Raw genomic sequence first — 20,258 nt, 5'->3', positions numbered from 1 at the left:
CGCGGGCGCGAAGCGCACGGCGAGGTTCGGGTGGAAGAACTGGGCTTCGCGGCCCAGCTTCTTCGCCACCTCCCGCATCCGCTTCGTCTTCGGCGGCAGCCCGCGCGCGGAGGCGGTGATGGGCTGCACGTCCATCATGTGCGCGACCAGGTCGTAGTAGGGGTCCAACGCCTCGCGGCTGTAGCCCTCCGGCCACCCCGACACGAACACCTCCGGCGGAGGCCGCAGGTGCACGTTGGCGTAGATGAGCGAGCCGCCGCCGTACCCCGCGGACTGCACGATGCTCATCCCCTTGAGCAGCTTGATGTCGAAGAGGCCCTGCCGGTGCTGCCACAGCCAGCCGTTGGTGGGGTCCTCGAAGTCGCGCGGGAAGCTGCCCTTCGGGTAGCGCAGGCCCCGCTCGAGCACCCGCACGGAAAGCCCCGCCTGCGCGAGCCGACAGGCCGCGACCGCTCCGCCAAACCCGGTGCCAATGACCAGGGCGTCGTATGCCGGTGCCATGTTCCCCCTCCGGGTGCGATCCCCAGGAGCAGGGATCAGGCGCACGACCCGGGAGCGTCCTGGAACGGACGGACCCGATCCTACAACGGGCCCTCCCCGTTTCCTTGAGGCCCACCTTCCCGGCAGGTCGCTCTTTGTCGCGGCGGATCCAGGTATTCCGGGAACAGCGCGCGGATCCGGACGCGCTGTCCCCTGGACTCCCCGAAAGCCTGGAGCGCGCCCGCTACAGCTCCGATCAGGAAAGGCGGAGCGCGTCAGAAGGACCGCGCCATTGAACCGCCGCGCGCCGGGAAGTCGGCAAGCAGACGAGCAGGGGGCGAGGAGGGCTCCGGGCCCACGAAAATGAGGACGGGAAGCGTTATCCTCACTGGATAGCCGGACTTCCCATGAAAACTCGAAGACTTCCAGACGCGGATGCCCACCGCACGAGGACCGAGCCGGAGCTGCCGACGGCGCCGAGCGTGGATCCGTTGGTGTCGACGCAGCTGGGCGAGTTCCTCATCGAGGAGCGCATCGGCGCGGGGGGCATGGGGGTCGTCTACCGGGCGGTGCATCCGCTCATCGGCAAGCAGGCGGCGGTCAAGGTGCTGCGCGCGGAGCTGATGTCGCCGGAGCAGGAGCAGCGGCTGCTGATTGAAGCGCGCACGGTGAACGCCATCCGCCACCCGGGCATCCTGGACGTCTTCAACTTCGGCCGGCTTCCGGATGGGCGTCCGTACATCGTGATGGAGCTGTTGCAGGGCCGGGCGTTGTCGGACGTGCTGCACGCGCAGGGGCGGCTGGACGTCGCGACGACGGTGCGGATGTTGGATCAGATGTTGTCCGCGTTGGGGGCGGCGCACCGGGCGGGCGTGGTGCACCGGGACCTGAAGCCGGCGAACGTCTTCCTGGTGGAGCTGCCGGACGCGGAGCCCACGCTCAAGCTCGTGGATTTCGGCATCGCCAAGGTGTTGCAGTCGCGCGAGGGGCTGACGCTGGCGGACGGCTCCGTGCTGGGGACGCCGGACTTCATGGCGCCGGAGCAGATCCGCGGAGGCACCGTGGGCCCGGCGACGGACCTGTACGCGCTGGGCGTGCTCGCGTTCCAGATGCTCACCGGAGAGAAGCCCTTCCAGGGTGAGAACGTGCAGGTGATGTTCGCCCACGTGGAGCAGCCCGCGCCCCGCGCCTCGTCCAGGGTGAAGGGCCTGCCGCCCGCACTCGATGCGCTGGTGCTCCAGTTGATGGAGAAGGACCCCGCGCGGCGCCCTGCCTCCGCCGAAGGGGTGCGCCAGCAGCTGCGGGGGTTGTCGAAGACGCCCGCGGAGGCCTCTCCCCCGCCCGGCCCCACGCGGCACGAAGGTGAGGCACCGACCTCGCCGTCCACGCCACGGCCCGCGCTGCTCACGAAGCTCCTCGCGAAGCGTCAGAACAGGGTCCCGCTCGCGGCGATGGGGGCCGTGGCGCTGGGGCTGCTGGGCACGGGCCTCTGGGCGCTGACCCGGACGCCGGAAGCACCGCCGGAGCTGGCGCGACCGTTGCCCATGCCGCCCGCTCCCGTGGTGGAGCCACGGCCCACGAGCCTTCCGAATCCTCCGAGCCCCCAGGAGCCTCCGGAGGCGGTGGCGCCGGTGCCGACCACGACGGCCGAGGCCCTCCAGGACGACACGGAGGCGCGGGACGAAGCGGATCCGGTCCCGGGCACCGAGGCGAAGTCGACGGGGCTGCCGCCGTTGCCGCTGGGCTCGCCGTCGGAGAAGCGGATGGCGCGGCGGCTGTCCGGGCTGTTCAAGCAGCTGCGGGCGCGGGCGAAGGACGTGGACGCGGAAGGAGAGCTTCGGGGCAGGCTGGTGCAGCAGTACCGCGCGGCCGTGGACGCGTCGGAGCCGGAGCGTGCGCGCATCCACCTGGCGCTCGATGCCTGGGAGAAGGAGCTGACCGAGCGCATTGCCCGGCACGACGCGCCGCCCCCCACCGTCGTCATGCCGGCGATCCCCAAGCACCCGCCGCTCGTGCTGCCGCCGTTGCCCGCGTTGCCCCAGGGAACGACCGCGCAGCAGCGGCTGGCCCAGCGGCTGGACCGGCTCGTCGCGGAGCTGCGGCGGCGCACCCAGGGCCAGGACGTCGCGCCGGATCTCACGCGCCAGTTGGTGAAGCTCTACGGCTTCGCCGCGGAGGCACAGACGGCCACCCAACGCATGGAGGTGAACCGGGCGCTGGACGCGTGGCAGGATCGGTTGAAGGCGCGCTTCTCCAAGTAGCTGGAAGCCGGCATTCCCCGACGGGCCCCCGGGGAGGCTCGTCCAGTGTCAGGAGAATCAGGGGGGAGGGTGGACGCAGGAGCACGGCCGTGACATGGGAATAAGGGTCCCCGTGGAGCAAGGCAAGCAGCCGAGCGGGGCCAGCGCGTACCGGGATGTTTCGAAGAGCCACGGTGCGCGCGGTACCCTCCCCCGATGGCCGGCGCATCCATGAGCACTCCAGGCGTTCCCGACCCGGTACCGTCCCCCGAGCCGTCCTCGCCGGAGGAGCGCACTGAGCCGTCCGCGGACCCGCTGGTGTCGATGCGGCTGGGCGAGTTCATCATCGAGGAGCGCATTGGCGCGGGCGGGATGGGCATCATCTACCGCGCGGTGCATCCGCTCATCGGCAAGCACGCGGCCATCAAGGTGCTGCGGGCGGAGCGGATGGCGCGGCGCGGGGAGGAGCAGCTGCTGCTGGAGGCGAAGGCGGTGAACGCCATCCGCCACCCGGGCATCCTGGACATCTTCAACTGCGGCACGCTGCCGGATGGGCGTCCGTACATCGTGATGGAGCTGTTGCAGGGCCGGACGCTGTCGGAGCAACTGATTGAGAAGGGGAAGCTGGACGTCGAGCTGACGGTGTGGGTGCTGGATCAGCTCCTGTCGGCGCTGGGGGCGGTGCACCGGGCGGGCGTGGTGCATCGCGACCTGAATCCGGAGAACGTGTTCCTGGTGGAGGTGCCGGACACGAAGCCCACGCTCAAGCTGGTGGACTTCGGCATCGCGCAGGTGCCCCGGGAGGAGTCGTTGGGCACGAACGGCGCCATGACGGGGACGCCGGAGTGCATGTCCCCGGAGCAGATCCGCGGCGGCACGGTGGGGCCGGCGGCGGACCTGTACTCGGTGGGCATCCTCGCGTTCCAGATGCTGACGGGCACGCGTCCGTTCCAGGGCGAGCACATGCAGGTGATGTTCGCGCAGGTGGAATCGCAGCCGCCCGCGCCCTCCACGCGGGCCGAGGGCATCCCCCCGGCGCTCGATGCGCTGGTGCTCCAGTTGCTGGAGAAGAAGCCCGCGCGACGTCCGGCCACCGCGGAGGCCGCACGGCAGCAGTTGAGCGCCATCGAGGCCGCGCTGCGGATCCCCAGCGCGCCCACCGTCCAGGCGGAGCCCGTCCCCGTGCCAGCGGCCCTGCCGCCAGCGCCAGCGATGCCGCGTCGCTACAAGGCCGTCCTGGGCGCGGCGGTGCTCATGTCCCTCGGGGTCGGGATCGTGGGGGGCAGGGCTCAACGCCAGACGGCGCCCGAGCAGCAGCCGCCCCCGGCGCCCGTCGCGCGGACGCAGCCCGTGGTGGCGCCAGCCCCCGTCCCGGCGCCGGCACCGGTGATGCCTCCCGAGGAGGAGGTGGCGCCGCAGGAGTCACAGGCCGAGGGCGCGCTCCAGGAAGCGGCACCACCGGAACGCCCCTCCCCTCCCCGTCCCGCGCGCCCCTCCCCGAAGGCGGCGGCCCCGAACGAGGCGACCGAGGCGTCTTCCGTCGTCGTCGCGACGCAGGGCCCCCCGGTGCACGCGCCACATCCCGCGAGAACGGTGTTGGATCAACGTCTGGCGGAGATCCTCGGCCGACTCCCGGCGCCCGACGAGGACACACTGATGGGCAAGCGCCTTCGAGAGGAGCTGCTCCAGATCCAGCAGTCCGTGGAGGCGGCGACCTCCGAGCGGCAGTTCGCCTACCTCGGCGAAGCGCTGGATCTATGGGAGCGGCGTCGGGCGCGGAGGATGGAGACGCGCTCCGCCGTGGCGCCGACGCCGGGGCTTGAGGCCACGGCCTCGCCTTGAACGTTCCGACCTGAGCGGTTCGTTACGAACGCAAAGCAAGGCGGACCTGGGAAGTCAGTCGCGACCCAATCTGGGTCATCGCTGAGAGTTGGAAGCGGGTCGAGCGCGCGACTATGGTCCGCCGGCCCCTCATGAAAACCAACCGGACGTACGTTCCCGATGATGCGGGTTCCGCCCCGATGCGACCGCAGTCCTCCTCGAGGACATCGTCTTCCAGCAACGTTCCCATCATGGATCCCCTGCTCTCGTCGCAGGTCGGGGAGTTCATCATCAATGAGCGCATCGGCGCTGGAGGCATGGGCGTCGTCTATCGGGCCACCCATTCCCTGATCGGCAAGCAGGCCGCCATCAAGGTGCTGAGGGCGGACCTCGTGTCACCGCGGGTCCATGAACGGCTGCTGGTGGAAGCCCGCGCGGTCAACGCCATCCAGCACCCCGGCATCATCGACATCTTTGGTTTCGGCAGCCTCCCAGATGGGCGTCCGTACATCGTGATGGAGTTGCTGAAGGGCCGTTCGCTCGCCGAGTTCGCGCCCACCCCTCAACCGCTAGATGTGGCCACCACCGTCTGGGTGTTGGATCAGATCCTGGCGGCGCTGGGGGCGGCGCATGAAGCAGGCGTCGTGCACCGGGACCTCAAGCCAGCGAATGTGTTCGTCGTGGAAGGGCCCAATTCGGCGCCCACGATCAAGCTGGTCGATTTCGGCATCGCCAAGCTGCTGGAGTCCCGGGACAGTCCGACGACCCTCGATGGCACCATCCTGGGCACGCCCGAGTTCATGGCCCCTGAGCAGATCCGAGGGGGAGAGGTGGGCCCGGCGACGGACCTCTACGCCGTGGGCATCATGGCGTTCCAGATGCTGACCGGCACGCGCCCGTTCCACGGCGACCCGCTGCAGGTGATGTTCGCCCAGGTCGACCGCATTCCGCCGATGCCGTCCTCCCTCGCGAAAGGCATCCCGCCGGAATTCGATACGCTGGTGCGCCACCTGTTGGCGAAGGACCCAGCGATGCGTCCGGCCCTGGCGGAGACCGTTCGCCTGCAGCTCCAGCGCATTCCGGTAGGCACAAGACCGGCTGTCCCGAAGATGGTTGCGCGAAGCGCATCTCGCGCGCCAGCCCCTGTGGTCACCACCTCCGGGCCGATTTCGCGGCAAGACACGATGCCCTTCGCCACTCCGCGACTCGGGAAAGGACATCGCTGGAAATGGGGAGGAGCACTCCTTCTCGCGGGACTGGGAGGAGCAATCTGGTTCAGCCTTCCGGCTTCGTCCCAGGTGTCCGCATCCTCAAGGCCTGTGCCCACTCCGGGTGTCCCGGCAATCGCGGACGGTACACCCGTACCGAGCGACGTTCCTGGGCCCCCCAAAGACCCACCGCCTCCGCCGGCCACGGACGTAAAAACGGATGGCGAAAGCCCCGTCCCCGCCCAGCCCTCTCCCACGCCACAATCGGCAAGGACGAACCCCGCCGAGACACCTGTCACGCAGGCGAGAGGCGTACGGCAGGAGACCAGCCCGGAGAAGAAGCTCAACAAGGACAAAACCGACTCGCGTACCGGCAAGGACCCGAGGCCTCCGCTCCCCGAGTCTCCGACCATCGTGTCGCCGCCAGGTGATTCGCCAATCAAGATCGCCAGGGTCCCTGACAATCCGTCAACGCCCCCCGTGCAGTCTGTAACCCCACCCGCGACCGTCCAGCGCGTCGTCATCAAGCCCGCTCCCATCGAGCCCGCTCCCATCGTGACGCGCCCCGCGCGTCCAACGCTGCCCCAAGACAACCGCGACGAACAAGGACTGGCGAATCGGTTGGACAGGTTGTTTGAACAACTCTACGCCCGGAGTCCGGGCGGCAAGCCCCCGCAGAGGCTGCTTGAGGAATTGCTCACGCAGTACCGGAACGCCGCCGCTGACGACCTCTCGGGCGGTGAACGTGCGCGCATCAAGGATGCGCTCGATGAATGGGAGAAGCAGTTCTCTCAAGCCCTGCCTCCCTCAGCCAGAGCCAGCGCCCCTGTAGCCAGAACCAGCTCCCCCGTCGCCCCATCTCCCGTAGTAGCTCCCAAACCTTCGCCCGCTCACATCGAGAAGGCTACGCCTCCCCTCCCAAGCAACCCTCCAGAACCCAGGAGGAGCACTCTTGCAGAGCGGCTTCTGGCTGTACGGCTGGATAGGTTCACCGCAGAGTTCAGACGCCGAACGGGAGGAAACGACCTCACGACAGAACTAGGGTCGCAGCTGCGCGGATTCTACGTCTTTGCGGCCGGGGAACAGACCGGCACCGAACGCACGAAGATCCAGGGTGAGATGGACGAATGGGAGAAAAAGCTCAAAGCCATTCCCCTCCAATAGTCCCACCGGACCATCGTGGCTCGTAGGCTGCAGATGAGGTCATGATTGAAGGTATCGGAAAGCATGGTCACGGCCAGAGCCTCAGTCCACTCATGAAGAAATCGCCCCCAACCCGCGCGGATAAAGGGAGGACCGTGCGACCGGTCGTCACTCCCAGCGCCTCCGTGGATCCACTGCTGGGCACGCAATTGGGTGAGTTCATCATCCAGGAGCGTATTGGCGAAGGCGGCATGGGCCTGGTGTACCGCGCGGTGCACCCACTCATCGGCAAGCAGGCGGCCATCAAGATCCTGCGCCTGGAAATCGTGTCTCCGCAGCAGGTGCAACGCCTGCTCATGGAGGCCCGGGCCGTCAACGCCATCCAGCACCCGGGCATCATCGACATCTTCGGCTTTGGGAGCCTGCCAGATGGGCGGCACTACATCGTCATGGAGTTGCTCCAGGGACGAGCGCTTTCTGACTTCGCCCACGCGGAGCAGCGAATGGACCTGGAGAGCGTCATCTGGGTCATGGACCAGATGCTGGCCGCGTTGGGAGCCGCGCACGAGGCCGGCGTGGTGCACCGCGACCTGAAGCCCGAGAACGTCTTCATTGTCGAAGCTCCGAAAATCCCGACCTCGGTCAAGCTGGTCGACTTCGGAATCGCCAAGCTGTTGGAGTCGCGCGACAATCCCCTGACAACAGACGGCTATGTCATTGGCACCCCGAACTTCATGGCGCCAGAACAAATCCGTGGCGACGCCGTAAGCCCGGCGACCGACCTCTATGCGCTTGGACTGATGCTGTTCCAACTCCTCACCGGCGAACGCCCATTTCAGGGCAAGTCCCTCCAGGTGATGTTCGCGCAGCGGGATCAACTGCCACCTGCCCCTTCAACGCGAGCCCCAGGTATCTCTCCAGCGCTCGACGCCCTGGTCCTGCAACTCCTGAAGAAGGACCCCTCGTCAAGGCCTGCGTCAGCCGATGCCGTCAGAGAGCGACTGAAGCGCATCCCGCTGCGCGTGCCCCCCCACCCGCCAATCGCCTTGGGACGAGCTCACCTGCCAGTGGAAGCCTCTTCGGATGATGACAGCGTCACCCTGGAGACGAAGGAGGCACTCAAGGCCATCCCCAGCCCGCTGAGCCCCGCCTGGTGGCTGGCGCCGGTCCTGATGCTTCTGTGCGCGGGAGCCGCCCCTGGCAGGCACCTGCGACCAGCGCTTGAAACCCGCGCGTGCATGTCGCCGCAAGTCCCCCCGATGACGCGGCAGGACCGCGCGTCCCATCGACCAGGTGAGCCCGGGACTGAAGTCGCGCGTCGCGCATGGCCTCTACCCCGGGCAGGCAGTCAGCGACGACCCTGCATGGGCCCAGGCAACGGATCATCCTGAGCCGAGAGAAGGCTCAAACGGGTGTTTGAAAGCAACGAGACCGCATGGGTATGGTCCGCGCCGCCCGCCCCATGAAAACCACCCCTTCCGCACGACCCGATACCGCGAAGAGCGCACGTCCGGAGTCGCGGTCCGCACCCGAGGACCCACTGCTGGGCACGCAGGTGGGTGAGTTCGTCATCCAGGAGCGCATTGGCGCCGGTGGCATGGGCGTGGTGTACCGCGCGGAGCACCCGCTCATTGGCAAGCAGGCGGCCATCAAGGTCATGCGCCTGGAGCTCGTCTCCCCGCAGCAGGTGCAGCGCCTGTTGGTGGAGGCCCGGTCCGTCAACGCCATCCGGCACCCGGGCATCATCGACATCTTCGGCTTTGGCAGCCTCCCGGACGGGCGCCCCTACGTCATCATGGAGTTGCTCCAGGGCCGGCCGCTCTCCGACTTCGTCCGCGCCAAGAACCGGATGGACCTGGAGAGCGTGGTCTGGGTCATGGATCAGATGCTGGCCGCGCTGGGTGCGGCGCACCGAGCGGGCGTGGTGCACCGCGACCTCAAGCCCGCCAATGTCTTCGTGGTCGAGGCGCCGGAGACTCCCACGGCCGTCAAGCTGGTCGACTTCGGCATCGCCAAGCTGTTGGAGTCGCGCGACACGCCCCTCACCTCGGATGGCTCCATCATCGGCACGCCGGAGTTCATGGCGCCCGAGCAGATCCGCGGCGGCAGCGTGGGCCCGGAGACGGATCTGTACGCGGCGGGCGTGATGCTGTTCCAGATGATCACCGGCGTGCGTCCGTTCCAGGGAGACTCCATCCAGGTGATGTTCGCGCACCTGGACCAGCCAGCGCCGGCTCCCTCGTCGCGCGTCCCAGACGTCCCGCCGGAACTTGATGCGTTGGTGCTGCATCTGCTGGCGAAAGAGCCCGGGGCACGGCTTGGTTCGGCGGAGGAGGTGCGTGAGAAATTGAAGCGCATCCCACTGCGCGTGGCCCCGCATGCGCCGTCGGCCACGAAGCGCGACGCCGTCCAGGGGCCGCCCTCGTCGGGTTCCGATGCCTTCACGCCCGACACCCTGGAGGCCCTCAAGGCCCTCCGCGGTTCTCAAGGGCGTGGCTGGAAGCTGGGAGGAGCGCTGGTGCTCCTGGGCCTGGGCGCCGCCCTCTGGCAAAGGTCTCCAGCACCGCCAGCCGTCATGGCACCGGCAACGCCGGTCGTCGTGGATCCAGCACCACCAGTTGTCACGGCTCCCGTCCCCACGCCGCTCCCGGGCGTGGCGCAATCCCCGCCGCAGCCCCCGCTTCCCGGGAAGGACGAACCGGTCGCGCCCCCCCTCCCTGCGTCCACCAGTCCCACGCCCTCCGTCCCCCAGCGCCCCTCCAAGGGCTCACCGGAGCAGACTCGACTGATGCGGCGCATCCAGTCGCACTCCAAGGAGCTGTACAGGCGCAGTGGGAAGAACGAGCCCCCCGCTGACCTGAAGGCTGGGCTGGTGCTGATCAAGAAATCCGCCGCCAAGGCGACCTCGGCGCAGGAGCGCGAGTACATCGAGGAGACGCTCCGCGCGTGGGAGGCTCGCCTCGACAAGCTGCTCCCTCCGCCGCGCTGATCCGGGTCGTCCACGTCACCGACCACCGCATGGGGTGTAAGTCAGCCAGGACCCCGCATGGGTCATCTCAACGGATCATCATTGCCCGTGGCGTGCGCACCTCGGAGTGTTTGAAAGCAGCGAGACCGCGTGGGTATGGTCCACGCCGCCAGCCCCCATGAAAAGCTCCTCATCCCCTGGAATTGATCCCGCGAAGGACACAGGACCAGCGTCGCGGTCCACCGCATCAGATTCACTGCTGGGCATGCAGGTGGGAGAGTTCGTCATCCAGGAGCGCATTGGTGCGGGCGGCATGGGCGTGGTGTACCGCGCCGTGCATCCCCTCATCGGAAAACAAGCGGCCATCAAGGTCATGCGCCTGGAGCTCGTCTCCCCCCAGCAGATCCAGCGACTGCTCGTGGAGGCCCGCTCCGTCAATGCCGTCCGGCATCAGGGGATCATCGACATCTTCGGCTTCGGCATCCTTCCGGACGAGCGGCCCTACGTCACCATGGAGCTGCTCCAGGGACGCCCGCTGTCTGACTTCGTGCGCGCGAAGCACCGGATGCCGCTGGAGAGCGCGGTCTGGGTCATGGACCAGATGTTGGCCGCGCTGGGTGCCGCGCATGCGGCGGGCGTGGTGCACCGCGACCTGAAGCCCGCGAACGTCTTCGTTGTCGAGTCCGCGGGAGTGCCGACCGTCGTCAAGCTGGTCGACTTCGGCATCGCGAAGTTGCTGGAGTCATGCGAGAGCCCGCTGACGTCAGAAGGCTCCATCATTGGAACGCCGGAGTTCATGTCACCGGAGCAGGTCCGAGGCACCAGTGTGGGCCCGCCGACGGACCTCTACGCCGTGGGCGTGATGCTGTTCCAGATGCTTACCGGCGTGCGCCCGTTCCAGGGCGAGTCCCTCCAGGTGATGTTCGCGCACGTCAACCAGCCCCCACCGGTGCCTTCGTCCCTCATCCCGGGCCTCCCACCTGAACTCGACGCGCTGGTGCTTCAACTGCTGGCGAAGGAACCTGGAGCACGGCCTGCTTCGGCGGAAGTGGTGCGGGAACGGCTGAAGCGGATTCCCCTGCGGGCGACGCCATATGCGCCATCGGTCCCGAGCCGAGACGCCCCTCCCGTGGAGGCTGCCACCGGGAGCGACACCATCACGGCGGCATCTCAGGAGGGGTTCAAGCCCTCCCGCGCATCACGAAGGCACGCGGCGTGGGTGGGTGGCTCACTGATGCTCCTGGGTCTGGGAGCCGCGGTCCTCTGGCCAGCGCGCCAGGCACCGCCGGCCGTCGTGGCTGCGCAACCCAAGGCATCGCTCACCGACAGGGTCGAGGAACCGGCCTCCGTCGAAGTCCAGGCCCCCGTGGCGCAGCAAGCCGTCAAGGACGAGACGCCGGCCACCGCCGAGCCCTCCGTGATACAGCCAGACGTCGCGGTCGCGGCTCCCGTGAAACCTCTCACGGTGAGCGAAACCAGCGAACCTCGCAACGAAACGCCAACTCCTGCCAGTTCCCCGCCCCCCAAGAAGAGCGTGAAGAGGGTCCGCGCCGGGGCCCCCGAGCAGAAGGCTGCCGCGCGCTCAGGCCCCACCAAGGAAGACAAGGCCGCACAGGACAATCTCAGCGGGCGCCTCAAGCGCATTTTCAAGCGGGTAGAGAGCCGCTGGGGGAAGGAACCTCCCTCGGACCTGAGGGAGGCGCTCGTACGGCTCAATCGCTCCGCCGCCGATGCGAGCACGGAGCAGGAGTGCGCGGAGGTCGAGTTGAACCTCGACAAATGGGAGACGCGCTTCAAGGCGCAGCTGCCTCCGCCCTAACCCCGGTCGTCCTCGTCCTCCTCATCCAGCCCCTCGGGTGACTCCAGGAGCCGACGGGCCCGCTCCATCATCTCCACGACGATCTGCCCGGCGGGCTGCACCGTGTCGATGCGCGACATGCTCGCGCCCCCGGCCGGCAGGCTCATCTCCTCCAGGTCGCCCTGCGTGTCGGGCGTGGGCAGGAAGGAGCTGAACTTCGGCATCACGTACTGCACGTCCAGCACGCCGGGAAACAGCCGCGTCGTCCCGATGGTCTCCGGCACTGCCCCTGGCGGCGGAACGCGTGACTCACGCCCCGCCCACTCGCGCACCGTGCGGTTGCGGATCACCCGCATGCGCTTGCCCGGCCACTCCGGACCGAACAGCGTCGTCAGGGTCGTGTCGCCCGCATCCCCGTCCACCAGCCGCTGCTTGTAGAGCGGGTGCGCGTACGCCTCCACCGACGCGATGAGCCGCGTGCCCACCCAGACGCCGTCCGCGCCCTGATGCAGCGCGCGCGCCGCGCTGAAGCCGTCCGCGATGCCTCCCGCCGCCAGCACCAGCACGTCGCTCGACAGCGCGCGGAACTCGCGCACCAGCGCCAGCGTCGGCGTGCTGCCCAGGTTGCGGCCTCCGGCCTGCCGTCCCTGGGCGATGAGCCCCTCCATCCCGGCGTCCAGGGCCTGCCGCGCTACGTCCACCGTCCCCGCCTGCATCCACACCCGCGTCCCCGCGGCCTTCAGCGCGTGAATCCACTCCAGCGGCGGCAACGACCAGTGGAACACCACCACCGGCACCTTCGCCGCGACGCACGTGTCGATGTGGTCTCGCGACGTGAAGCCATGCGGCTCCGCCCGGTCGACGATGAAGTCCACGCCGTAGGGACGCTGGGTGCCTGCCTGGATGGCCTTCAGGCGTGCCTCCAGCACCAGCGGCGGCTCCGGCGCCGTGCCCAGCATCCCCAGCCCGCCCGCCTCCGACACCGCGATGACCAGCGGCGGCAGGGACACGAACGCCATTCCCGCGCCCACGAAGGGGTAGTGGATGCCCACGGCGCGCGTCAGCCGCGTCTTCAGCGCGTTGCCCTCCAGCACGCAGATGGCCGGCGGAGGCCCGGGCAGTCCGCCCGTATCGGACTCCCCATCCGCCGGCGACGCCGCGTCTCCAGGGAGGGGAGCGGGTGGGCCAGATCGTCCGTCATTCGCGCCGTTCATCGCGTCTCCCCGGGTGCCGACGTGCAGGACCTGAAAGATTAGCAGCGCCACCCCTCGATTCAGCCACGGCCGGGCGGGGCCGTGCTCACTGGCCAGCAGAGCGACCCGCGCTCTGTTCTTCACTCATCCAGCAAGAGGTCGGGCTGCCCCAGCCCTGCGTCCGTCAGCACCCGGCCCCGCTTGAGCCGCCGCGTCAGGGGCCGGTAGCGCTGCGCCACCATGGCCCCCAACCGGAACGGGAGGCCCAGGTCGCGCTCCACGCGCCGGGCCTGGGCGACCAGCGCCTCACGCGTCAGCCGCAGGGGGCCTTCCAGGCCCACCAGGATGCGGTTGGTGCTGGAGGGCACCTCGAAGAGGGACAGCCCGTGGAAGCTCACCTGGTAGGTGCGCACCATCGCGTCGTAGAGCGGGTTCGCGGCGGACTCCCACACGTTGCCCACCACCACCCCGCCCCGCGTCAGCCGCGCGCGCGCCGCCCCCAGGAACTCGCGCGTCGCCAGGTGCAGGGGGATGTGGTCCGCCCCATACGCGTCCAGGAGGATGACGTCGTACGGCGGCCCGTCGGACTCGATGAAGGCCCGCCCGTCCGCCACGTGCGCCCGCAGCAGCGCGTCCTCCTGGAAGCCGCAGTATTGCTTCGCGGCCTCCACCACCGCCCCGTCCACCTCCACCACGTCGATGTGCGTGTCGGGCAGCACCGCGCGCAGGAACATGGGCATGGCCCCACCGCCCAGCCCCACCGCGAGCACGTTCTCCGGGCGGGGCACGAACGCCAGCGCCACCATCGCCATGCGCGTGTAGGGCAGCTCCAGCCGCAGCGGCTCACCGGGCCACACCACGCTCTGGCGCGCGCCCCCTTCACCGAAGCGCAGCGAGCGGCGCCCCTGTGCATCCTCGGTGATGACGGGGTCCACGCCCTCGGCGCACCCGTCCCCTTCCGGGTCTTCCGGCGGGACCTCCGGCGAATCCTCCGGCGAAGCCAGGACGCGCGCTCCCTACTTCGCGCCCGAAACCGGCAGGGGGCCGCTGTCCAGCACCCGCTGCGCCTTCACCACCGGCCCGTACTCCGGCGTCTGGACGGCCGTGCCCTGCGCGTCCTGGCCCGCGTGCAGCGTCAGGGCCTCCGCGTCCGGCAGGTAGCCCACGCGCAGGGACACCTCGCGCACGTCGGACAGCTCGCGCGTCTCTTCCGGGCCCGTGGGGTACGGCAGGGCGGTGCGCAGCGGCAGCGGCACCACCGCGCGGCGGCTCGCCGTGGCGCCGGCCTCCACGCGGCTGACCGCGGGCACCTCCGGCGCTTCCACCATCAGGTCTTCCGGCACCGGCAGCAGCATCCGCGACAGCACCACCCGCCCGCCGGACAGGTCCACGTAGGCCCGCTCCGGCGCCAGCGTGAGGTGGCCGCTGAAGCCCACGTCCCACAGGCCGTCCACGAGCAGCACGGCGCGGGACGTCCGGTTGTGCACCGCGTAGGTGACCGCGAGCGTGTCCGCCTCGCGCGCCACCGACTCCACCTTCAGCTCCACGTCCGCCTGGGCCACGCGCTCTCCTCCGGGGTTCACGGGCCGCTCCGGGGTCCGCGCGCAACCGACGATGACAGCCAGCACCACCCAGGCGCCAGTCCGGAGGAGCGCTCGCATGCGGCTAGTAGCGCGGGCGGGTGGGCAGGTTCAGGTCGTCGCGCAGGACGTTCTCCCCGGGACGGCCGCCCTGGACGACGTCCGGCGTGGCCGCGTTCTGGTCCAGGTCGACGGGCAGCCCCACCGCGGAGGTCTCCAGGTTGCGCGTGCCGTCCTTCTCGCCCAGCGCCAGCGTGCCGTTCACCATGTCCGAGGCGTGCACCAGCTCGTGGAACAGGCCGACCACGGGCGGACGGTTCATCCACTCCTCGCTGCCCAGCGAGATGCGCGTGGTGTTGTAGTTCACCTGCGAGTCCGTGCCCTTGCCCGCCGTGCCGTCCTTGTTCATGAAGCCATCGTTGAAGTTCGTGCCGCCCGCGCTGTTGCCGGCGGACGTCTCGCGGATGGTCGTCTTCTTGCCGCTGGCGTCCAGCGAGCGCAGCAGGTCCTGGCCGGAGGGCAGCGACCGCATCGCGTCCAGGTCCGACTGGGTGCGCGCCTGGAACTCCGCGCTGCCCGTGACGGAGACGGACGAGCCACGCTTGTCCGCGTCCGTCATGTCGACGATCTCCCGCTCGCCCTTGGCGGCGTCGACGGTCGTCTCGTTCTCTTCCACGTACAGCTTGTCGGAGCCCTCGCCGCCTTCGACGGTGTCCTTGCCCGCGCCGCCCGCCACCGCGTCATTGCCCGCGCCGCCGCTCAGCGCGTCGTCGCCGCGCCCGCCAATCACCTGGTCGTCGCCCTCGCCGCCGTCGACCTTGTCGTCGCCCGCGCCCGCGTCGATGTAGTCGCGCTCCCCGCCGCCCGACATCTCATCGTTGCCGTCCAGGCCGTAGAGCACGTCGCGGCCCGCGCCACCCTCGATGCGGTCATCGCCCGCGCCGCCCTCCAGGTAGTCGTCGCCGTCCAGGCCGCTGAGCGTGTCCTTGCCCTCGCCGCCGATGACGGTGTCGTTGCCCGCGCCGCCGACGAGCGTGTCGTTGCCCTTGCCGCCCACCAGCTTGTCGTTGCCCACGCCGCCGTCCAGCGTGAGGTCGTGCGTGACGCTCGCGTCCAGCGTGATGGAGTCGTCGCCAGCGCCGCCGTTGATGACGGCGCCCTTCGCCTGCTCGGCCGTGAGCGTCACGGTGTCCTTGCCGGACGTGATGGTCAGCCCGCCGTCCGCGGACTGGGAGACCTTCGCGGTGTTGTTGCCCGCCCCCAGGTCCACCACCGTGTTGCCGGCGGCGTTGGTGCTCACCTGCGGCTTCGTGGCGTCCGCGATGGCCTTGCCCGCGTTCTTCACGGCCTTGCCGATGGCCGACCCCAGGTCGCTCAGGAAGCCGCCGTCCTTCTTGCCCTCGCCTCCGTGAGAGTGCGTCCCGATCTCCTTCAGCACCTGGGGACGCGCCGGCGCCACGCGAGGCCCCGCGTCGAAGCCGTCCTTCATCCGCTGGGACACGGCGGCCTTCACCGCGTTGGGGCGGGCCGCGGGCGTCGCCGCCGTCTCCGGCTTCACCACGGGCGAGGGACGCGAACCGGTCTTTCCAATCGGGGCCATGACGCTTCTCCCAGGTGACTCGAGGACACCCGATGCGGTTCCCGGCGACGGGCGCCAGGCGTCGGGCGAACGCCGACATTCCAGATTGTCGTGAACGTTTCGCCCGGGTTGCGTGCTCCGGACAGAAACGACACAGCGCGGCACGGAACTGCCCGGAATCACTGCGCTTCTCAATTCCCAATTCCTGGGACATAAACTAGTTTTCCATGTATTACGGCTTCCAGACCCATGCCCCATTCACGGGGATAGGTGGGTCGGAGACGGGGGCGGGTCCACGTCGGGCCGGGCCCCCGGTGAGGCAGTGCGACGACGGGAGGAGGCACCCATGAAGCTGAAGACGTTGATGTCCACCGTGGCGACGCTGGCCGCCGCGGTGGGGGCCGGACCGGCAACGGCGGCCACCGCGAACGGTCCCATCTGCGACACGGCGGCGTACGTGAACTCGACCACGTACTACGGCTGCACCGGCGGCAGCCACACGGCGCTGGACATCGGCAACGGCACCTGTGGCGAGTGGAACCACCGGGGCATGCTGGTGGGCAACTACCACTACTACTACTACGGCGGCTGCGCGGCGGCCTGCTACGGCTCCAACTGCAACGGGGGCGCGGGCAACTACTACGTGGTGTCGGGCGGCAGCGGCTGGGACTTCCGGCAGCTGCACTTCTACGCGAACGTCAGCTCCGGCACGAAGACGTGCGACCGCTGCGCCCTGGGGCTCGTGGGTGGCACGGGCAGCGCCACCGGCCCGCACGTGCACGCGGACAACCGTCAGTACGGCACGCGCAAGTCGGCTTGGTACACCAGCGTCGGCACCACGTGCGGCACCAACGCGTACTGCAACAACCGGCTGGGCGTCCCCACGCTGTAGCCCGCCTGCGCATGCTTCCGGCAGGGGCCGGCGCCGCGGCCCGCGCGCCCTGCCCGGAAGCCGTCGTCCTTCGTTCCCCCGCGATGCGCGGTGCGCGGGGTGCGCCTCCTCCTTGCGCGTGAGCCTCCTTCCGACATGACCTCTCGTCCCTCCTTCAAGGTCGCGCTCGCCGGCCTCGTGCTCCTCGTCGCCGTGGGCGTCGTGTGGTGGCGGGGTGCGGCCCGCTCCGACGTCACCGGCCATTCCCCGTCGGGCAGCACCTCGGGCCCGTCCCTTCCGGTATCCGGTCCCGCGACCAGCGCCTTCGGAACCTCCGCCCCCGCCGCGTCGAAGGCACCGCGTGAACAGATACCGATGCCCGGGTGCTGGGACGGGCTGGCGGCGTTGGACCAGGCCGCGACGCTGGAGTCGCTGCACGCGGCCGTGTCCGCCGCCATCCAGGCGCGGGACACGGCGCTGGTGGCCTACCTCCAGGAGCGCCTGACGGAGCTGGTGGGCGAGGATCCGGACAAGGGCCTGCAACTGGTGAGCTGGGCCATGAAGGCCGCGCCGCCGGAGCCGGCCATCTACCTGGAGGCCCTCAAGGCGGCCCCCGCCGTGCGCCATCCGCGCGTCAGCGAGAAGCTCCTGTCCGTGGCCGAGGACACGTCGCTCGCGGCGCCCGACCGCGCCTCCGCGCTGGATGCGCTGGAGACCCAGCACCGCTTCACGCCGGGCACCCGCGACCGCCTCAAGGCCATCGCGCTGGACGACTCCGCGGACGCCGCCGCGTGGATGGCCACGCGCACGCTGGGCCGGGTGATGAAGGAGGACTACCAGCGCACCGGCACGTATGCGCCGTACTGGAAGGACCTGCTGGACATCGGCACCACGTCGGAGGACATGGCCGTGCGGCTGCTCGCGCTGGAGATGCCGTCGTACTCCGACCCGCTGCTCGACTCGGGCTCCATCGACACGCTGGCGAAGGTGATGCGCACCGACAAGGAGCGCGACGTGCGCGAGATGGCCGCCTTCCGGCTCGCCGTCACCGAGGATCCCCAGAAGGCCCTGTCCGCGTTCCGCGCCGCCTTCGACGGGGAGCAGGACCTGTGCGTGCGCTGGGCCTTCCTGCGCTTCGCGGTGCGCGCGGCCGGCGCGGACGCCCTGCCCCTGGTGGAGGAGTTCGCCCGGAAGGACCCGCGCCTGCGGCAGGACTACCTGGACTTCAAGGCCCTGTACGCCACGGGCACGACGGACTTCGCGCGCATCTGGCTGGGCAAGAAGGAACACCACGACTGTGTCGTCGAGGAAGGAGCGCCGCACTGATGGGCCCGCGAACGAAGAGGACGTGCGTGCTCTGGCTGTCCCTGCTGCCCGGGCTCGCCCTCGCGCAGGCAGCGCCCGCCCCGGCGCCCACCCAGACGGCCTGCACCGTGGAGGGCATGCTGGACGAGGTGCGCGTGGCCATGAAGACGGGCTCGCCCGCCTACCAGCGCTATGCGCGCCTGCGCCTCAAGGAGGCCGCCATCGCCATGCCGCCAGAGGCGCTGGGCCGGGCGGTGAGCCAGGAGCGCGACCCCGCCGTGCTGGAGGCCGTGGGCGCCGCGCTGGCCACCAAGGCGAGCAACGCGCAGAAGCCGGAGCTGCTCCAGCCGCTGCTGTCCCGCGCGAAGCAGGACGTGGATCCAGGCTTGAGGGCGGCGGCGGTGCGCGCGCTCAAGGGCGCGCCGTCGGTGGAGTTCATGGCGAAGAACGGCGACGTCGTCACCTACGAACAGCTCGTGCGTGACAGCGCGCCCGAGGTGCGCCAGGCGGTGGTGGAGAACCTGGTGACGGAGAGCGCCGGCATCTACTTCGGCCACAACGCGGAGCTGGCGGAGACGGCGGTGAAGGTCGCCGCGGCGTCCAAGGACCCCGCGGTGGCCACCCGCCTGCTGGGAGAGGTCTCCATGGAGGCCGCGAGCCCGGACGCGGTGCGCCAGCTCACCTCCCAGCTGCGCTCGGAAGACCCGGGCCTGCGCGCGGCGGCGGCCAGGGCCCTGGGCGGCGTGCCGGGCACCGAGTCCGCCGGGGCACGCCGCTCGCTCACCGCCCTGTACCGGAGCGACAGCGACCTGGCGGTGCGCAAGTCGGCGCTGGAGGGGCTGGCGCGCCTGGGCCCGTCCCAGGCGCGGCCGCTGCTGGAGTCCCTGCGCGGCGTGGATCCGCGCATGGATCCCGAAATCGAGGCGTGGCTGGGCGCCCTCAAGCTGAACCTCCAGGAGTGGCACCTGCTGCTGCGGGAGAAGCAGCGGCTGCGCCCCTGACGGCCTGGCAGCCCACCCCGCTCACCCAGGGATGTTCGGCGACACAGGGCCCCTGAGTCGTCCCGGGCCGGCCTGTTCCGTGGCGGGCAACCTCGCGCGGGGCGCCGGAGGAAAAGGTGGCCGCGCGCGGAGGAGTGCGACAGGTTGGGGTGCCATGTCCGACAGCGGTTTCGGCACGTCCACCCTCGCCCTGGCGCTCGCTGGCAGCGCGGTCACCATCCTCTCCACCAGCCTGGGCGCGCTGCCCGCCCTCGCGGCGCGCGACATCTCCCGGCGCTCCAAGGACGTGCTGATGGGCTTCAGCGCGGGCGTGATGCTCGCGGCCACGGCCTTCTCGCTGGTGGTGCCCGCCATCGAACTGGGCGAGCAGCGCTACCTGTCGCGCTTCACCGCCGCGCTGATGGTCGGGGCCAGCATGCTGCTGGGCGGCCTGTTCCTGCACCTGTGCAACCGCTTCATCCCCCATGAGCACTTCATCAAGGGCCAGGAGGGCAACGCCCAGGCCGCGAACCTCAAGCGCATCTGGCTGTTCGTGCTGGCCATCGCGCTGCACAACTTCCCGGAAGGGCTGGCCGTGGGCACCGGCGTGGGCAGCCGCTCCATGACCATCGCCGCGCCCATCCTCGTGGGCATCGGGCTGCAGGACATCCCGGAGGGCTTCGTCGTCGCGCTCGCGCTGATGGGCGTGGCCTACAGCCGCAAGCAGGCGGTGCTGGTGGCGCTGTACACGGGGCTCGTGGAGGGGGCCGCCGCGCTGGTGGGCTTCTTCGCCACCTCGTTCGCGTCCGGCATCCTGCCGTGGGCGCTCGCGTTCGCGGGCGGCTCCATGCTGTACGTCGTCAGCGACGAGATGATCCCGGAGAGCCACCGCCAGGAGTTCGCGAAGGAGGCTACCGCAGGACTGATGGTGGGCTTCGTCCTGATGATGTTCCTGGACGTCACGCTCAGCTGACCGGCCTGCGCCCCCTGCGCCCGGCCGCCCATGTGTTCACCCGGACCGCCGCGGCCCCGCCGGGGGAGCCCGGACGTGCTAGCTTGAGGTGCATGTCTGTGTCGGATCGAACCCGCGTC

The 20,258-nt window shown here is 69.9% G+C and carries 15 protein-coding genes; 10 read left to right on the top strand and 5 right to left on the bottom strand.

What is annotated here, in order from left to right:
* Window positions 1-501 (bottom strand): NAD(P)-binding protein (locus tag OV207_RS05470; protein WP_267553190.1); only part of this gene is annotated, 501 nt, incomplete at its 3' end.
* 386 nt (window positions 502-887) lie between these two features.
* On the opposite strand from OV207_RS05470, the gene OV207_RS05465 reads away from it, so the two are divergent.
* From OV207_RS05465 to OV207_RS05440, 6 genes are all read left to right on the top strand, one after another.
* Window positions 888-2,741 carry a serine/threonine-protein kinase gene (locus OV207_RS05465; protein WP_267553188.1) on the top strand — a complete coding sequence of 618 codons (1,854 nt, stop codon included), beginning with the start codon at window positions 888-890 and terminating at the stop codon, window positions 2,739-2,741.
* A 210-nt stretch (window positions 2,742-2,951) separates the two neighbouring features.
* Complete coding sequence (locus OV207_RS05460) at window positions 2,952-4,562, top strand: serine/threonine-protein kinase (protein ID WP_267553186.1); 1,611 nt, start codon at window positions 2,952-2,954, stop codon at window positions 4,560-4,562.
* A gap of 230 nt (window positions 4,563-4,792) precedes the next feature.
* The gene (locus OV207_RS05455; RefSeq protein ID WP_267553184.1) at window positions 4,793-6,913 is read left to right on the top strand and encodes a serine/threonine-protein kinase; all 2,121 of its coding nucleotides are present in this window, start codon (window positions 4,793-4,795) and stop codon (window positions 6,911-6,913) included.
* 41 nt (window positions 6,914-6,954) lie between these two features.
* Window positions 6,955-8,283 (top strand): serine/threonine-protein kinase, encoded by a 1,329-nt coding sequence (locus tag OV207_RS05450; protein WP_267553183.1) that lies wholly within the window; start codon window positions 6,955-6,957, stop codon window positions 8,281-8,283.
* Between the two features lie 71 nt (window positions 8,284-8,354).
* Window positions 8,355-9,881 (top strand): serine/threonine-protein kinase, encoded by a 1,527-nt coding sequence (locus OV207_RS05445; RefSeq protein WP_267553182.1) that lies wholly within the window; start codon window positions 8,355-8,357, stop codon window positions 9,879-9,881.
* Window positions 9,882-9,987: 106 nt separating this feature from the next.
* Complete coding sequence (locus OV207_RS05440; RefSeq protein WP_267553181.1) at window positions 9,988-11,679, top strand: serine/threonine protein kinase; 1,692 nt, start codon at window positions 9,988-9,990, stop codon at window positions 11,677-11,679.
* Here the strand turns inward: OV207_RS05440 and OV207_RS05435 are convergent.
* From OV207_RS05435 to OV207_RS05420, 4 genes are all read right to left on the bottom strand, one after another.
* A complete protein-coding gene (locus OV207_RS05435) occupies window positions 11,676-12,872 on the bottom strand; it encodes an NAD(P)H-dependent flavin oxidoreductase (RefSeq protein WP_267553179.1) in 1,197 nt (398 codons plus the stop codon). The genes OV207_RS05440 and OV207_RS05435 overlap by 4 nt on opposite strands.
* A 119-nt stretch (window positions 12,873-12,991) precedes the next feature.
* Window positions 12,992-13,786: a spermidine synthase gene (locus tag OV207_RS05430; RefSeq protein WP_267553177.1), complete on the bottom strand. Its 795-nt coding sequence runs from the start codon at window positions 13,784-13,786 to the stop codon at window positions 12,992-12,994.
* A gap of 81 nt (window positions 13,787-13,867) precedes the next feature.
* Window positions 13,868-14,512 (bottom strand): hypothetical protein, encoded by a 645-nt coding sequence (locus OV207_RS05425; protein WP_267553176.1) that lies wholly within the window; start codon window positions 14,510-14,512, stop codon window positions 13,868-13,870.
* Between the two features lie 4 nt (window positions 14,513-14,516).
* Complete coding sequence (locus OV207_RS05420) at window positions 14,517-16,031, bottom strand: M91 family zinc metallopeptidase (RefSeq protein WP_267553175.1); 1,515 nt, start codon at window positions 16,029-16,031, stop codon at window positions 14,517-14,519.
* A gap of 325 nt (window positions 16,032-16,356) precedes the next feature.
* Here OV207_RS05420 and OV207_RS05415 point away from each other — a divergent pair, with 325 nt between their 5' ends.
* The 4 genes from OV207_RS05415 to OV207_RS05400 all read left to right on the top strand — a co-directional run bounded on the left by OV207_RS05415 (window position 16,357) and on the right by OV207_RS05400 (window position 20,139).
* Complete coding sequence (locus OV207_RS05415; protein ID WP_193428492.1) at window positions 16,357-16,902, top strand: peptidase M23; 546 nt, start codon at window positions 16,357-16,359, stop codon at window positions 16,900-16,902.
* 135 nt (window positions 16,903-17,037) lie between these two features.
* Window positions 17,038-18,207, top strand: coding sequence for a HEAT repeat domain-containing protein (locus OV207_RS05410; protein ID WP_267553172.1), 1,170 nt, complete (start codon window positions 17,038-17,040; stop codon window positions 18,205-18,207).
* 26 nt (window positions 18,208-18,233) lie between these two features.
* Entirely contained in the window at window positions 18,234-19,187 is a 954-nt protein-coding gene (locus OV207_RS05405; protein ID WP_267553171.1) for a HEAT repeat domain-containing protein, read from the top strand.
* A 154-nt stretch (window positions 19,188-19,341) separates the two neighbouring features.
* Window positions 19,342-20,139 (top strand): ZIP family metal transporter, encoded by a 798-nt coding sequence (locus tag OV207_RS05400; protein ID WP_267553170.1) that lies wholly within the window; start codon window positions 19,342-19,344, stop codon window positions 20,137-20,139.
* Window positions 20,140-20,258 lie beyond the last annotated feature (119 nt).

The organism is Corallococcus sp. BB11-1 (assembly GCF_026626625.1).
Taxonomy (GTDB): Bacteria; Myxococcota; Myxococcia; order Myxococcales; family Myxococcaceae; genus Corallococcus; species Corallococcus soli.
Note: the sequence above shows the minus strand (reverse complement) of the source record. Positions and strands in the feature narration are given on the sequence as shown.